Consider the following 15,270-nt stretch of genomic DNA (forward strand, 5'->3'; position numbering starts at 1 on the left):
ATCAGGAAGGGCGGCGCCGAGAGTTACGGCACAGGCTGCACAGGGGACCCGGAGAAGCAGGATCGATCGAGGAGGCGCTGATGGCCGACTCCACCCAGCAGCTGCGCCGCGGTTTCGGCTGGCTCGCCGCGCTCGGCGTGCTGCTCGTCCTCGCCGGGCTCGTCGGCCTGATCTACACCGCGGCCGCCACCCTCACCTCGATGCTGCTGTTCGGCTGGCTCCTGCTGATCGGCGGTGCCGTCGGCCTGCTGCACGCGATCCAGGCGCGCGGGACCAACTTCTTCTGGCTCGGTGTGGTGGTCGCGGCGCTGAACATCGCGGCCGGTGTGGTGATCATCGCCAAGCCCGAGGCGACGGCCGAGGCGCTGACCATGTTCGCCGCGCTGCTGTTCCTCACCGGCGGGGTGTTCCGGCTGGTCGGCAGTGCGGTCGTACGCGGCCCCCAGTTCGGCTGGACACTGCTCCAGGGCACCTTCGACCTGCTGCTGGGCATCCTGGTGCTGGCCTCCTGGCCGAGCGACAGCAAGTACGTCATCGGCACCTTCATCGCGCTCGCGCTGCTCTTCGACGGGCTCGGACTGATCGCGACGGGCTACGGCGGGCGGCGCGTGGTGGGCATGGTCTCCGACGCGATGGGCGCCGAGACCAAGGCCGCCGCGGCCTCCGTACCCGACACCACCAAACCCGTACAACCCGAATAGTTCGTAAAGTCGGCACAGGTGGGACAGGACCGGTCCCGCACATGACCATGTCATGCGTCATCGATCAGAAAGTGCTCGAAAATAGCTGACTTGTGTTCAGTTCCATGGACCGGAGCGGCGCGTTACCAACACTCGACTCGTGGTGACAATCGAGCGCAAGGGTGGCGACCGGACGATGGAGAACCACGGGCGCGGGCCCGCCCCACGCCCAACAGGCGACCCACTGCCCTACGAGGGTGTGTGGCGGTTCACCGCCTCGGCCGTCGACGCGTCCGTCCCGCAGGCGCGGCACGCCGTACGGGATCTGCTGTACCGACAGGGGGTGCCGCTGACGGACGATCAGGTGCACGCCCTGCTGCTGATCGTCTCGGAGCTGGTCACGAACGCCGTCCGGCACGCGGCGCTGCTGTCGCCGATGCTCGCCGTGGAGGTCGCCGTCGGTGCCGAGTGGGTGCGGGTGTCCGTGGAGGACAACCACCCCTACCGCCCGACCGCCCTGGAGGCCGACCACGGCCAGACCGGCGGGCGCGGGCTGCTGCTGGTGCGGGAGGTCACCCGGGAGGCGGGCGGCGCCTGCGATGTCGAGCACACCGCGAGCGGCGGCAAGGTGATCTGGGCCGCCCTGCCGCTCAAGCCCGCGCACGTGGTGCCGTAGCGCTCACCAGCCGGCGGTCGGGCCCGTCAGCTCGCGCACCGCGGGGCGGGCCGCGTCCAGCACGGTCATGAACCAGGACGAGAAGGTGTCCTTAGCGTGCCGCTCCGCCAGTTCCTCGGGCGTGACGAACGCGGTGTCGCCGACCTCCTCCGGGTCCGGGCGCAGCGGGGACTGCACCAGGCCCACGAAGAGGTGGTTGTACTCCTGCTCCACCAGGCCCGAGTCCGGGTCCGGGTGGTTGTAGCGGACCGTGCCCGCCTGGGCCATCAGCGACGGCGAGACCCCGAGCTCCTCGTACGTCCGCCGGGCCGCCGCCGCGAAGGGCGCCTCACCGGGGTAGGGGTGGCCGCAGCAGGTGTTGGACCACACACCGGGGGAGTGGTACTTGCCCAGCGCCCGCTGCTGGAGCAGCAGCCGGCCCCGCTCGTCGAAGAGGAAGACGGAGAAGGCGCGGTGCAGCTGCCCCGGCGGCTGGTGGGCGGCGAGCTTTTCCGCGGTGCCGATCGTCACACCGTTCTCGTCGACCAGTTCGAGCAAAATCTCGTCTGCGGAGCCGTTCGACGGAGTGTGCGTCGCGGCGGCAGGTGTGATCGGCATACCCATCCTTCACATCGGTTGTGCGCCCCAAGTGTGCCGCACGAATCCGGCACTCCCGGCAGTTGATCGTGCCCGGCGCGGCGAAGGCGGAACCCTGGCGGCGCCCCGCTGTGGGAGTGAAGACGCCGTCGCGCGCCGGACCGCTGCGCTCCGTCGCGGACCCATTTCAGTGGCAGAGCTTCGCCTCGTGTTCGGCGTGCCCGGAGGGCTCCAGCTGGAAGGTGCAGTGCTCCACGTCGAAGTGGTCGCCGAGGCAGCCCTGGAGCTCGTGGAGCATCTTCTCGTGCCCGATCGCGCTGAGCGCCTCGGAGCTGACGACCACATGCGCGGAGAGCACCGGCATACCGGAGGTGATGGTCCAGGCATGCAGGTCGTGGACGTCCTCGACGCCGTCCAGGGCAAGTATGTGGGCGCGCACCTCGGTCATGTCGACGCCCTTGGGGGCCGCCTCCAGCAGGACGTCGAGGGTCTCGCGGAGCAGCTTGACGGTGCGGGGCACGATCATCAGGCCGATGACGAGCGAGGCGATCGGGTCGGCCGCCTGCCAGCCGGTCGTCAGGATCACCACCGCGGAGATCAGCACCGCCACTGAGCCCAGCGCGTCCGCGGCCACCTCCAGGAACGCCCCGCGTACGTTCAGGCTCTCCTTCTGGCCGCGCATCAGCACCGCGAGCGAGATCATGTTCGCGATCAGACCGATCGCGCCGAACACAATGGTCAGCCCGCCCTCGGTGTCGGCCGGCGTGATGAACCGCTGGATCGCCTCGTACAGGACGTAGCTGCCGACGCCGAGCAGCAGGAGACAGTTGGCGAGCGCGGCGAGGATCTCGGCGCGGGCGTACCCGAAAGTGCGGTTGCCGGTCGCCGGGCGGCTCGCGAAGTGGATCGCCAGCAGCGCCATCGCGAGCCCCACCGCGTCGGTCGCCATGTGCGCGGCGTCCGCGACCAGCGCGAGCGAGTCGGCGACCACACCGCCGATGATCTCCACCACCATCACGGTGAGCGTGATCGACAGCGCGATGCGCAGCCTGCCGCGGTACGCCGAGGTCGCCGTACCGCCGGCGTGACCGCCGTGCGCATGTCCGTGGTCGTGCCCAGCCCCCATGGAAAGCCGCCTCCTGTCATCGCTTCCGGATCACAGTGAACTACGGGTGGGGGGTATCGGGCAACGCGGCACTGAACACCGTTGTCATATGCCCTGACCTGCAGAAACGATGCGCAGGTCAGGGCGCTGCGCGATCATCCCCCGTGGTGCAGCAGCCATCCGCGCCAGGCCGAGTCGACCATCTCGCGCACTGAGCGGGAGGCGGTCCAGCCGAGCTCCTCGGCGGCTCGCGCGGCCGAGGCGACGGCCCGCGGCGCGTCCCCGGGGCGGCGGCCCTCCATCACCGGCGGCCGGGCGTCGCCGGTGACCTCGCCGATGACATCGATCAGCTCGCGCACTGAAACACCCTCGCCGCGGCCGATGTTGACCGTCAGATCGCCGCTCGGGTCGGCGAGCCGGCGGGCGGCGGTGAGATGGGCCTCGGCGAGGTCGGCGACATGGATGTAGTCACGGACACAGGTGCCGTCCGGCGTCGGGTAGTCGTCGCCGAAGATCCGGGGGGCCTCGCCCCGGGTCAGCCGGTCGAAGACCATGGGCACGATGTTGAAGACGCCGGTGTCGGCGAGTTCGGGCGCGGCGGCTCCGGCCACGTTGAAATACCGCAGACAGACCGTGGAGATTCCGTGTGCCTGTCCGGCGGCCCGGACCAGCCACTCGCCGGTGAGTTTTGTCTCGCCGTACGGATTCACCGGCGCGCACGGGGTGTCCTCCGTGATGAGGTCCACATCCGGGTTGCCGTAGACGGCGGCCGAGGAGGAGAAGACGAACCGCCGGACGCCGGCCTCGGCCACCGCGTCCAGGAGCGTGACCAGACCGCCCACGTTCTCCCGGTAGTAGCGGGTGGGCTGCGCCACGGACTCGGCGACCTGCTTGCGTGCGGCGAGATGCACCACACCCGTCACCTCGTGCTCCGCCAGCACCCGCTTGAGCAGGTCGCCGTCGAGGGAGGAGCCCTGGATCAGCGGCACCCCGGTGGGCAGCCGCGCGGGCACCCCGGCCGAGAGGTCGTCCAGCGCCAGCACGCGCTCACCGGCCTCGGTCATGGCCCGCGCCACGTGTGCCCCGATGTACCCCGCCCCGCCTGTGATCAGCCATGTCATGGTCGCCCACCCTATGCTCAGCCCCCGCGACCGTAGAAAATGCGGCAAATGTCCGCTCTGGAAGCGCAGTTTGTGGGCCGGGCCCCGTTTCCCCGATGATGATCGCGGCAAGGCGTGTGCGAACCACGTCGATCGGGCCGTGAAACGGGCGGTGAACGCCACGTTCCCGGTATCCGATAGCCTCTGCCGACATGCCGCCCGGGTGTCACGGACCAGGGGCGCCCCACCATGTCAATGACCGGCGCCCGCGCGTCGGCACCCAGGGAGTGAGTTCGGTTGTCGACCGCCATCCTCACCGGCCAGCCGGTCCCCGGATCGTCGATCGAGGGCGATCTGCGCTCCCTCGGCTTCGATGTCCGGACCGCCGCCGACGCCGCGGAGGCCGAGACGCTGCTGGCCCGGGTGCCGGGCCAGGAGCGGGTCGCCGTGGTCGACGCCCGCTTCGTCGGCCATGTGCACGCGCTGCGCCTCGGCCTGACCGACCCCCGCTTCCCGCTCGCCGCGATCCCCGGTGCCGTGACGGCCCAGCCCGCCGCCCGCCAGGCCCTGACCCGCGCACTGGCCCGCGAGAACTCCGCCGGCGGCACCACCCTCGTGGACAGCCTCGCCGACCGCCTGGTCGAGGCGCTCGATGCCGAGGTGCACCGCCCCGAACTCGGCAGCCTTGTCGCGGAGGTCCCCGCCGACCCCCAGGCCCGCAACGAGGCGCGGCAGTCCGTCGCCGCTGTCGACGACGAGGCCGTACGCCTGAAGTCGGCCGTGAAGGCCCGGGACGGCTTCTTCACCACCTACTGCATCAGCCCCTACTCCCGCTACCTCGCGCGCTGGTGCGCCCGCCGGGGCCTGACCCCGAACCAGGTCACCACCGCCTCCCTGCTCACCGCGCTCATAGCAGCGGCCTGCGCGGCCACCGGCACCCGCGGAGGCTTCGTCGCTGCCGGTGTGCTGCTGCTCTTCTCCTTCGTGCTGGACTGCACCGACGGCCAGCTCGCCCGCTACTCGCTGCAGTACTCCACCCTCGGCGCCTGGCTGGACGCCACCTTCGACCGGGCCAAGGAGTACGCCTACTACGCGGGCCTCGCCCTCGGAGCCGCCCGGGGTGGCGACGACGTATGGGCGCTCGCCCTCGGCGCGATGGTCCTGCAGACCTGCCGCCATGTCGTGGACTTCTCCTTCAACGAGGCGAACCACGACGCCACCGCCAACACCAGCCCCACCGCCGCCCTCTCCGACAAGCTCGACAGCGTCGGCTGGACGGTCTGGGTGCGCCGCATGATCGTGCTCCCCATCGGCGAGCGCTGGGCGATGATCGCCGTCCTGACCGCGCTCACCACACCGCGGATCACCTTCTACGCCCTGCTCATCGGATGTGCCTTCGCCGCCACGTACACCACGGCGGGCCGCGTGCTGCGCTCCCTGACCCGCAAGGCAAACCGCACGGACCGGGCCGCGCAGGCGCTGGCCGACCTCGCCGACTCCGGCCCGCTGGCTCAGGGCCTCGCCGAGGCGTTCAAGAACCCCGCGCGGAGGCTGCCGGGCTTCACCGCCCCCGCCGTGGCCCTGCTCGGCGGTCTCGCGGTCGTCGCCACCGCCGCACTCACCGACTTCGGCGGACCGTGGCCCGTCGTCGCCGCCCTCTTCTATGCGGCGACCTCGGCCCTCGCCGTCGCCCGCCCCCTCAAGGGCGCCCTCGACTGGCTGGTCCCGCCGTTCTTCCGGGCCGCGGAGTACGGCACCGTGCTCGCCCTCGGAGTTAAAGCCGGGGTAAACGGAGCCCTTCCTGCGGCTTTCGGCCTGGTGGCCGCTGTCGCCTACCATCACTACGACACGGTCTATCGCATCCGCGGCAACGCGGGCGCGCCCCCGCACTGGCTGGTGCGGGCGATCGGGGGGCACGAGGGCCGGACGCTGATGGTCACGGTGCTGGCCGTGCTGTTCACCGCCGCACAGTTCAAGGTCGCGCTCACGGCGCTCGCCGTGGCCGTGGCCCTGGTGGTGCTCGTCGAGAGCATCCGCTTCTGGGTCTCCGCTGGAGCCCCTGCCGTACACGATGAAGGAGAACCCGCATGATCGGCCTCGTGCTGGCGGCCGGCGCCGGACGGCGTCTGCGCCCCTACACCGACAGCCTTCCCAAGGCTCTGGTGCCGGTGGGCCCCGCGGGCATAGAGGGCGAACCGACGGTTCTGGACCTGACGCTCGGCAACTTCGCCGAGATCGGTCTGACCGAGGTCGCGATCATCGTCGGCTACCGCAAGGAGGCCGTGTACGAGCGCAAGGAAGCCCTTGAGCAGAAGTACGGCCTCAAGCTCACCCTCATCGACAACGACAAGGCCGAGGAGTGGAACAACGCCTACTCCCTGTGGTGCGGCCGTGACGCCCTCAAGGACGGTGTGATCCTCGCCAACGGCGACACCGTCCACCCGGTCTCCGTCGAGGAGACGCTGCTCGCCGCCCGCGGTGACGGCAAGAAGATCATCCTCGCCCTCGACACTGTGAAGTCGCTCGCGGACGAGGAGATGAAGGTCGTCGTGGACCCCGCCAAGGGCGTCACGAAGATCACCAAGCTGATGGACCCGTCCGAGGCCACCGGCGAGTACATCGGCGTCACCCTGATCGAGGGAGACGCCGCCCCCGAGCTGGCCGACGCCCTGAAGACGGTCTGGGAGACCGACCCGCAGCAGTTCTACGAGCACGGCTACCAGGAGCTCGTGAACCGCGGCTTCACGATCGACACGGCGCCGATCGGCGACGTCAAGTGGGTCGAGATCGACAATCACGACGATCTCGCCCGCGGACGGGAGATCGCGTGCCAGTACTGACCCGGCTGATTCCCTCCCCCGTCGTCGTCGACATCCGCCCGGGTGCCCTCGACGACCTGGGCTGTGTCCTCGCCGACCAGCGCATCTCCCACTCCGGCAAGCTCGCCGTCGCCGTCAGCGGCGGCTCCGGCGCCAAGCTGCGTGAGCGGCTGGAGCCGAGTCTGCCCGGTGCGACCTGGTACGAGGTCGGCGGCGGCACCCTCGACGACGCGGTGCGGCTGGCCGGCGACATAAAGGCCGGCCACTACGACGCGGTCGTCGGGCTCGGCGGCGGCAAGATCATCGACTGCGCCAAGTTCGCCGCGGCACGGGTCGGCCTCCCGCTGGTCGCCGTACCGACGAACCTCGCGCACGACGGTCTCTGCTCGCCGGTCGCCACCCTCGACAATGACGCGGGCCGCGGCTCCTACGGTGTGCCGAACCCCATCGCGGTCGTCATCGACCTCGACGTCATCCGCGAGGCCCCGGTGCGCTTCGTGCGCGCCGGGATCGGGGACGCCGTCTCCAACATCTCCGCCATCGCGGATTGGGAGCTGGCCAACCGCGTCAAGGGCGAGAAGATCGACGGTCTGGCGGCCGCCATCGCCCGGCAGGCCGGCGAGGCGGTGCTGAGGCACCCGGGGGGCATCGGGGACACCGACTTCCTCCAGGTGCTCGCCGAGGCGCTGGTGCTCAGCGGTATCGCCATGTCGGTGTCGGGCGACTCCCGCCCGTCCTCCGGCGCCTGCCACGAGATCAACCACGCGTTCGACCTGCTCTACCCGAGGCGGGCCGCCGCCCACGGTGAGCAGTGCGGACTGGGCGCGGCCTTCGCGATGTATCTGCGCGGCGCCCACGAGGAGTCGGCCTACATGGCCGAGGTGCTGCGCCGGCACGGGCTTCCGGTGCTGCCGGAGGAGATCGGCTTCAGCACGGACGAGTTCGTCCGGGCCGTGGAGTTCGCCCCTCAGACCCGGCCAGGGCGCTACACGATCCTCGAACACCTCGACCTGAAAACCGACCAGATCAAGGACATCTACGCCGACTATGTCAAGGCCATCGGTAGCTGAACTCCGTCCGGTCGTCCACCCCGCGGGGGTGAAGGACCGGCGCAGCGGTGAGCACTGGATGGGACGCCTCTACATGCGTGAGGTGTCCCTGCGGGTCGACCGCTACCTGGTCAACACCAGGGTGACGCCCAACCAGCTCACGTACCTGATGACCGTCTTCGGTGTGCTCGCGGCCCCGGCACTGCTCGTGCCGGGGATCCCGGGCGCCCTGCTCGGCGTGGTCTGCGTCCAGCTGTATCTGCTGCTGGACTGCGTCGACGGCGAGATCGCCCGCTGGAAGAAGCAGTACTCGCTCAACGGCGTCTACCTCGACCGCGTCGGCGCCTACCTCACCGACGCCGCCGTGCTCGTCGGCTTCGGACTGCGCGCCGCCGACCTGTGGGGCAGCGGCCGTATCGACTGGCTGTGGGCCTTCCTCGGCACGCTGGCCGCGCTCGGCGCCATCCTGATCAAGGCCGAGACCGACCTGGTCGGTGTCGCCCGGCACCAGGGCGGGCTGCCGCCGGTCAAGGAGGCCGCCGCCGAGATGCGCTCCTCCGGCATGGCGCTGGCCCGCCGGGCCGCCGCCGCGCTGAAGTTCCACCGGCTGATCCTCGGCATCGAGGCGTCCCTGCTGATCCTGGTGCTGGCGATCGTCGACCAGATGCGCGGCGACCTGTTCTACACGCGGCTCGGCGTGGCGGTGATGGCCGGCATCGCCCTCCTGCAGACCCTGCTGCACCTGGTCTCCATCCTCGCGTCGAGCAGGCTGAAGTGAGCGCGCCGATGAAGGTCGGCGCGGTCATCATCACGATGGGCAACCGCCCCGACGAGCTACGAGCCCTTCTCGACTCGGTCGCCAAGCAGGACGGCGACCGCGTCGAGGTGGTCGTGGTCGGCAACGGCTCGCCGGTGCCCGATGTCCCCGAGGGCGTCCGGACGATCGAGCTCTCGGACAACCTCGGCATCCCCGGCGGGCGCAACGTCGGCATCGAGGCCTTCGGCCCCAGCGGCCGCGACGTCGACATATTGCTCTTCCTCGACGACGACGGACTTCTCGCCCAGCACGACACCGCAGAGCTCTGCCGGCAGGCCTTCGCCGCCGACCCCAAGCTCGGCATCGTCAGCTTCCGCATCGCCGACCCGGACACCGGCGAGACCCAGCGCCGCCACGTCCCCCGGCTGCGCGCCGCCGACCCGATGCGCTCCTCCCGGGTCACCACCTTCCTCGGCGGCGCCAATGCCGTCCGTACCCAGGTCTTCGCCGAAGTCGGCAGCCTCCCGGACGAATTCTTTTACGCACACGAGGAAACCGACCTGGCATGGCGGGCCCTCGACGCGGGCTGGATGATCGACTACCGGTCCGACATGGTGCTGAACCACCCCACGACCGCTCCCTCCCGGCACGCGGTCTACCACCGCATGGTCGCCCGCAACCGCGTCTGGCTCGCCCGCCGCAACCTCCCCGCGCTGCTGATCCCGGTCTACCTGGGCGTCTGGCTGCTGCTCACCCTGTTGCGCCGCCCCTCGCGGCCCGCGCTCAGGGCGTGGTTCGGCGGCTTCCGGGAAGGCTGGACGAGCCCGTGCGGCCCCCGCCGGCCCATGAAGTGGCGTACGGTGTGGCGGCTGACCCGGCTGGGCCGTCCTCCTGTGATCTGACAAGCTTCACTGAACGCACAGGAGGTCCACACAAGGGCCTCAGGCCCACGGCATGCCCGCACAGGCTGCGCATCCCGAAGACGAAAGTTTCCACTAGTGAGTGAGACAACGCACGACGGACAGGTCGCGGTGACCGCGCCTCCGTCGCCCGACGAGGGACTCACGGCGGCCGACCTGGCCGCCAAGTACGGGCTGAGCGTGAGCGGCGCCCGCCCCTCGCTCGTCGAGTACGTCCGCCAGCTCTGGGACCGGCGTCACTTCATCCTCGCCTTCTCGCGGGCGAAGCTGACCGCCCAGTACAGCCAGGCCAAGCTCGGCCAGCTCTGGCAGGTGGTGACACCGCTGCTGAACGCGGCCGTGTACTTCTTCATCTTCGGCGTCATCCTGGAAGCCGACCGGGGCATGTCCCGCGAGGTGTACATCCCGTTCCTGGTCACGGGCGTGTTCGTGTTCACCTTCACGCAGAGCTCGGTGATGGCGGGCGTCCGCGCGATCTCCGGCAACCTCGGCCTGGTCCGCGCGCTGCACTTCCCGCGCGCCGCGCTGCCGGTCTCCTTCGCACTGCAGCAGCTTCAGCAACTGCTCTTCTCGATGATCGTGCTGTTCGCGGTGACCGTCGCCTTCGGCAGTATTCCGGACCTGTCCTGGCTGCTGATCGTTCCGGCGCTGGGCCTGCAGTTCTGCTTCAACACCGGACTCGCGCTGATCATGGCCCGGGCCGGCGCCAAGACACCCGACCTGGCGCAGCTGATGCCGTTTGTGATGCGTACCTGGATGTACGCGTCCGGGGTCATGTACTCCATCCCGATCATGCTCGCCGACAAGCCCCAGTGGATCGCCGACGTCCTGCAGTGGAACCCGGCGGCCATCTACATGGACCTGGTCCGCTTCGCCCTGATCGACGACTACGGCTCCGAGTGGCTCCCCAACCATGTGTGGGCGGCCGCGGCCGGCTGGGCCCTGCTCTTCCTCGTCGGCGGCTTCGTGTACTTCTGGAAGGCGGAGGAGAGGTACGGCCGTGGCTGACACCCGAGTTCCCACCGTCATCGCCGACGAGCTGCACATCGTCTACCGCGTCAACGGCGCCAAGACCGGCAAGGGCAGCGCCACCGCCGCGCTCAGCCGCATACTCAAGCGCGGCGAGGAACGGGGTGTGCGCAAGGTGCACGCCGTCCGCGGTGTGTCCTTCACCGCCTACCGCGGCGAGGCCATCGGCCTGATCGGCTCCAACGGCTCCGGCAAGTCCACCCTGCTGCGCGCCATCGCAGGGCTGCTCCCGGCGGAGAAGGGCAAGGTCTACACCGACGGCCAGCCCTCCCTGCTGGGTGTGAACGCGGCCCTGATGAACGACCTGACCGGCGAGCGGAACGTCATCCTGGGCGGGCTCGCGATGGGCATGACCCGTGAGCAGATCAAGGCGCGCTACCAGGAGATCGTCGACTTCTCCGGCATCAACGAGAAGGGCGACTTCATCACCCTGCCGATGCGCACCTACTCCTCCGGCATGGCGGCCCGACTCCGGTTCTCCATCGCCGCCGCCAAGGACCACGACGTCCTGATGATCGACGAGGCGCTGGCCACCGGCGACCGCAAGTTCCAGAAGCGCTCCGAGCAGCGCATCCGGGAGCTGCGCAAGGAGGCCGGCACGGTGTTTCTCGTCAGTCACAACAACAAGTCGATCCGAGACACCTGCGACCGTGTGCTGTGGCTGGAACGCGGCGAGCTGCGCATGGACGGCCCGACCGACGAGGTCCTCAAGGAGTACGAGAAGTTCACGGGCAAGTAGTCCACCCCGGACCGGCTCACCCGGCCCACCCCGCTTCCCACGGCCCCGCCGGAACCCTTCCGGCGGGGCTCCGCGTCTGCAAAGGAGACGTCAACTTCGGCTGGCGTCAGGAATCTTGGGACCAATCGGTGTGTTCTTGTGATGCGCAGGACACCCCGGCGAACCACCGTGCGTTGTACAACGTAAGCTGTACCGGTCCCCAATCGCGGCAAGTGGGGCCATAATGCCCCACACCCTCTGCGGGGAAGCCGCGCGGACGGCCGGGCGGCGTGTCCGAAATAGTGTGCATTGGGTCGGCGGTGTAGAACGGGAGATGTGACGGCAATGGCTACGGAAACTCCCCAGCTCAACGCAGCATGTGCCGTCCCCGCCCCGGGCAGTCCGCGGTGACGGGATCCGGCATGTCGCACGCCGGTGACGCGGAGCGCGGCACGCTCGAGAAGGCCGCGCACGAGAACTTCCCCGTGGCCCCGTTCTTCCTGCCCCGGGCCTGGCGCACCGACCTCATGGCCGTCTACGGCTTCGCCCGCCTCGTCGACGACATCGGCGACGGCGATCTGGCCCCCGGTGGCGCCGACGCCCGGCTGCTCGGCGTTTCGGCCACGGACGCCGACGACCGCCTGCTGATGCTGGACGCCTTCGAGGCCGACCTTAGACGCGTGTTCGAGTCGACTCCGCGCCACCCACTGCTGCGCCGCCTGCAGCCCACGGTCCGCCGCTGCTCGCTGACCCCCGAGCCGTTTCTCGGCCTGATCGAGGCCAACCGCCAGGACCAGCTCGTCAGCCGCTACGAGACCTACGACGACCTGCTTGCCTACTGCGAACTGTCCGCCAACCCCGTCGGGCATCTCGTCCTCGCCGTCACCGGCACCGCCACCCCCGAGCGGATCCGCCGCTCCGATGCGATCTGCACCGCCCTCCAGATCGTCGAGCACCTCCAGGACGTCGCCGAGGACCTCGGCCGCGACCGCATCTACCTGCCCGCCCAGGACATGAAGCGCTTTCACGTCCAGGAGGCGGATCTCGCCACGAAAACCGCGGGCGCCTCGGTGCGTGCACTGGTTGCATACGAAGCACAACGCGCCCGCGATCTCCTGAATGAAGGCGCCCCTCTGGTGGGTAGCGTCCACGGCAGGCTGAGACTGCTGCTCGCGGGGTTCGTGGCGGGGGGAAGGGCGGCGATCCACGCGATCGCCGCCGCCGAATACGACGTACTTCCCGGCCCGCCCAAGCCCGGCAAGATGCAGTTGCTGCGCGAGGTGGGCGTGACTCTGCGAGGAGAGGGGTGATCCGGACCGTGGAGTTCGCACCACACGCGTCCGCACCGGTACTCGCCGCGTACAGCTATTGCGAGGCCGTCACCGGACAGCAGGCACGCAACTTCGCGTACGGCATCCGGCTGCTGCCGACGCCGAAGCGCCGTGCGATGTCGGCGCTGTACGCGTTCTCGCGCCGTGTCGACGACATCGGTGACGGGGCGCTGGCAGGCGAGGTCAAGGTCGCCAGACTCGAGGACACCCGGGCGCTGCTCACCCGGGTACGGGACGGCGCGGTCGACGAGGACGACACCGACCCGGTCGCGGTCGCCCTCGCCCATGCCGCCGAGGTCTTCCCGATCCCGCTCGACGGCCTGGACGAGCTGATCGACGGCGTGCTGATGGACGTACGCGGAGAGACCTACGAGACCTGGGACGACCTGAAGGTCTACTGCCGCTGTGTGGCGGGCGCCATCGGGCGGCTCTCGCTCGGGGTGTTCGGCACCGAACCGGGGGCGCGCGGTGCCGAGCGCGCGCCGGAGTATGCCGACACGCTCGGGCTCGCGCTGCAACTCACCAACATCCTGAGGGACGTGCGCGAGGACGCCGAGGGGGGCCGCACCTATCTGCCCGCCGACGACCTCGCCAAGTTCGGCTGCTCGGCCGGGTTCGCCGGGCCGACCGCCCCGGAGGGCGCCGACTTCGCGGGCCTCGTGCACTTCGAAGTGCGTCGGGCCCGCGCCCTTTTCGCCGAGGGCTACCGGCTGCTCCCGATGCTCGACCGGCGCAGCGGCGCCTGTGTCGCCGCCATGGCCGGTATTTACCGCCGCCTCCTGGATCGCATCGAGCGCGAGCCGGAGGCGGTGTTGCGCGGGCGTGTCTCGCTGCCGGGACGCGAGAAGGCGTACGTCGCCGTACGCGGTCTGTCGGGTCTGGACACCCGGCATGTGTCGCGGCGGACCCTCAGGAGGCGAGCCTGATGGACAATTCGGTCCAAGGTGATGCCACCGGCGAAAAGTGGCAGGCAACCCTCCGCGGTGAAGCGGCGTCCCTGACTGAGACGGCCGACCGTGCATCGTTCAAACACCGCGGCGGCCGTTCGGGGGAGGGCACACGATGACCGACGGCATCACAACCGGAGGCGACGCCGTCGTGGTCGGCGGCGGACTCGCCGGCATCACCGCGGCGCTGGCGCTCGCCGACGCCGGAGTACGCGTGACCCTCCTGGAGGGCCGGCCCCGCCTCGGCGGACTCGCCTTCTCCTTCCAGCGCGGCGACCTCACCGTCGACAACGGCCAGCACGTGTATCTGCGCTGCTGCACCGCCTACCGCTGGTTCCTCGACCGTATCGAGGGCACCGCGCTCGCACCGCTGCAGGATCGTCTCGACGTGCCCGTACTCGACCTGGCCAAGCCCGAGGGGCGGCGTCTTGGCAGGATCCAGCGCGATCCGCTGCCCGTGCCGCTGCATCTGGGGCGCAGCCTCGCCACCTACCCGCACCTCTCCCTCACCGAGCGTGCCGCCGTCGGGCGTGCCGCGCTCGCGCTGATGGGGCTCGACCTCGCCGATCCGGCCCTGGACGCACAGAACTTCGGCACCTGGCTGGCCGCGCACGGCCAGTCCCCACGTGCCGTCCAGGCCCTGTGGAACCTGGTCGGGATCGCCACCCTCAACGCGGTCGCCGAGGACTCCTCACTGGGGCTCGCCGCGATGGTGTTCAAGACCGGTCTGCTGTCCGACCCGGGCGCGGCCGACATCGGATGGGCGCATGTCCCGCTGGGCGAACTGCACGACCGGCTGGCCCGCAAGGCGCTCGAGTCCGCGGGCGTGCGTACCGAGGTCCGTACACGCGTCACCTCCATCTCCACTGAGGACAACGGCCGTTGGAGCGTCCAGGTTCCCGGCGAGACACTCCGGGCGGACGCCGTCGTTCTCGCCGTACCGCAGAGCGAGGCCCACGACCTGCTGCCCGACGGCGCCCTGGACGACCCCGGACGGCTGCTTCGGATCGGCACCGCGCCGATCCTGAACGTCCATGTCGTCTACGACCGCCCGGTGCTCAGCACCCCCTTCTTCGCCGCCCTCGGCACTCCGGTGCAGTGGGTGTTCGACCGGACCGACTCCTCCGGGCTGCGCGAGGGGCAGTACCTCGCGCTGTCCCAGTCGGCCGCGCACCACGAGATCGACGCGCCGGTGGCCCAGCTGCGTGACAAGTACCTGCCGGAGCTGGCCCGGCTGCTGCCGCTGGCCCGGAAGGCCGAGGTGAAGGACTTCTTCGTGACCCGGGAGCGCACGGCGACGTTCGCCCCCACCCCCGGTGTCGGGCGGCTGCGGCCCGGCACCCGTACCAAGGCCCCCGGCCTCTATCTGGCCGGAGCGTGGACCGCCACAGGGTGGCCCGCGACCATGGAGAGTGCGGTCCGCAGCGGTGTGAGCGCGGCCGACGCCGCGCTGAGCGCCCTGGGTCGGCCCCGCCCGAGTCACCTCTTCGAAGTGGAGGAGGCGGCATGATGCTCGATCAGCACCCGGCGGCAGGCCCCCGCACCCCCGGTACCGCAACAAGA

16 protein-coding genes are annotated in these 15,270 nt (G+C 70.2%); 13 read left to right on the plus strand and 3 right to left on the minus strand.

Annotation, left to right across the window (positions count from 1 at the left end):
* Positions 1 to 80 precede the first annotated feature (80 nt).
* The gene (locus OHT76_RS36360) at positions 81 to 701 is read left to right on the plus strand and encodes an HdeD family acid-resistance protein (RefSeq protein WP_328875114.1); all 621 of its coding nucleotides are present in this window, start codon (positions 81 to 83) and stop codon (positions 699 to 701) included.
* A gap of 175 nt (positions 702 to 876) precedes the next feature.
* Positions 877 to 1,356: an ATP-binding protein gene (locus tag OHT76_RS36365; RefSeq protein WP_328876712.1), complete on the plus strand. Its 480-nt coding sequence runs from the start codon at positions 877 to 879 to the stop codon at positions 1,354 to 1,356.
* Positions 1,357 to 1,359: 3 nt separating this feature from the next.
* Here OHT76_RS36365 and idi read toward each other — a convergent pair whose 3' ends face one another.
* The 3 genes from idi to galE form a co-directional block, all read right to left on the minus strand.
* Positions 1,360 to 1,953: an isopentenyl-diphosphate Delta-isomerase gene (gene idi, locus OHT76_RS36370; protein ID WP_328875115.1), complete on the minus strand. Its 594-nt coding sequence runs from the start codon at positions 1,951 to 1,953 to the stop codon at positions 1,360 to 1,362.
* Between the two features lie 166 nt (positions 1,954 to 2,119).
* Positions 2,120 to 3,058: a cation diffusion facilitator family transporter gene (locus OHT76_RS36375; protein WP_328875116.1), complete on the minus strand. Its 939-nt coding sequence runs from the start codon at positions 3,056 to 3,058 to the stop codon at positions 2,120 to 2,122.
* Positions 3,059 to 3,192: 134 nt separating this feature from the next.
* The gene (galE, locus tag OHT76_RS36380) at positions 3,193 to 4,158 is read right to left on the minus strand and encodes a UDP-glucose 4-epimerase GalE (RefSeq protein ID WP_328875117.1); all 966 of its coding nucleotides are present in this window, start codon (positions 4,156 to 4,158) and stop codon (positions 3,193 to 3,195) included.
* A 276-nt stretch (positions 4,159 to 4,434) separates the two neighbouring features.
* Here galE and OHT76_RS36385 point away from each other — a divergent pair, with 276 nt between their 5' ends.
* The 11 genes from OHT76_RS36385 to hpnE all read left to right on the plus strand — a co-directional run bounded on the left by OHT76_RS36385 (position 4,435) and on the right by hpnE (position 15,217).
* A complete protein-coding gene (locus tag OHT76_RS36385) occupies positions 4,435 to 6,228 on the plus strand; it encodes a DUF5941 domain-containing protein (RefSeq protein WP_328875118.1) in 1,794 nt (597 codons plus the stop codon).
* Positions 6,225 to 6,977, plus strand: a complete 753-nt coding sequence (locus OHT76_RS36390) for a phosphocholine cytidylyltransferase family protein (RefSeq protein ID WP_328875119.1) — start codon at positions 6,225 to 6,227, stop codon at positions 6,975 to 6,977. The genes OHT76_RS36385 and OHT76_RS36390 overlap by 4 nt, the downstream gene beginning before the upstream one ends.
* Positions 6,965 to 8,026, plus strand: coding sequence for an iron-containing alcohol dehydrogenase family protein (locus OHT76_RS36395; protein ID WP_328875120.1), 1,062 nt, complete (start codon positions 6,965 to 6,967; stop codon positions 8,024 to 8,026). Before OHT76_RS36390 ends, OHT76_RS36395 begins: the two co-directional genes overlap by 13 nt.
* Positions 8,004 to 8,783 (plus strand): CDP-alcohol phosphatidyltransferase family protein, encoded by a 780-nt coding sequence (locus tag OHT76_RS36400; protein ID WP_328875121.1) that lies wholly within the window; start codon positions 8,004 to 8,006, stop codon positions 8,781 to 8,783. Before OHT76_RS36395 ends, OHT76_RS36400 begins: the two co-directional genes overlap by 23 nt.
* Entirely contained in the window at positions 8,780 to 9,664 is an 885-nt protein-coding gene (locus OHT76_RS36405; RefSeq protein ID WP_328875122.1) for a glycosyltransferase family 2 protein, read from the plus strand. The genes OHT76_RS36400 and OHT76_RS36405 overlap by 4 nt, the downstream gene beginning before the upstream one ends.
* A 96-nt stretch (positions 9,665 to 9,760) precedes the next feature.
* Positions 9,761 to 10,690 carry an ABC transporter permease gene (locus tag OHT76_RS36410; RefSeq protein ID WP_328875123.1) on the plus strand — a complete coding sequence of 310 codons (930 nt, stop codon included), beginning with the start codon at positions 9,761 to 9,763 and terminating at the stop codon, positions 10,688 to 10,690.
* Positions 10,683 to 11,450, plus strand: a complete 768-nt coding sequence (locus OHT76_RS36415; RefSeq protein ID WP_328875124.1) for an ABC transporter ATP-binding protein — start codon at positions 10,683 to 10,685, stop codon at positions 11,448 to 11,450. The genes OHT76_RS36410 and OHT76_RS36415 overlap by 8 nt, the downstream gene beginning before the upstream one ends.
* Positions 11,451 to 11,851: 401 nt before the next feature.
* Complete coding sequence (gene hpnC, locus OHT76_RS36420; RefSeq protein ID WP_443049879.1) at positions 11,852 to 12,739, plus strand: squalene synthase HpnC; 888 nt, start codon at positions 11,852 to 11,854, stop codon at positions 12,737 to 12,739.
* Positions 12,736 to 13,686, plus strand: a complete 951-nt coding sequence (gene hpnD, locus OHT76_RS36425; RefSeq protein ID WP_328875126.1) for a presqualene diphosphate synthase HpnD — start codon at positions 12,736 to 12,738, stop codon at positions 13,684 to 13,686. Before hpnC ends, hpnD begins: the two co-directional genes overlap by 4 nt.
* Positions 13,686 to 13,826: a DUF6380 family protein gene (locus tag OHT76_RS36430; protein ID WP_328875127.1), complete on the plus strand. Its 141-nt coding sequence runs from the start codon at positions 13,686 to 13,688 to the stop codon at positions 13,824 to 13,826. Before hpnD ends, OHT76_RS36430 begins: the two co-directional genes overlap by 1 nt.
* Entirely contained in the window at positions 13,823 to 15,217 is a 1,395-nt protein-coding gene (gene hpnE, locus OHT76_RS36435; protein WP_328875128.1) for a hydroxysqualene dehydroxylase HpnE, read from the plus strand. Before OHT76_RS36430 ends, hpnE begins: the two co-directional genes overlap by 4 nt.
* The last annotated feature ends 53 nt before the right edge of the window (positions 15,218 to 15,270 follow it).

Source organism: Streptomyces sp. NBC_00287 (assembly GCF_036173105.1).
Lineage (GTDB): Bacteria > Actinomycetota > Actinomycetes > Streptomycetales > Streptomycetaceae > Streptomyces.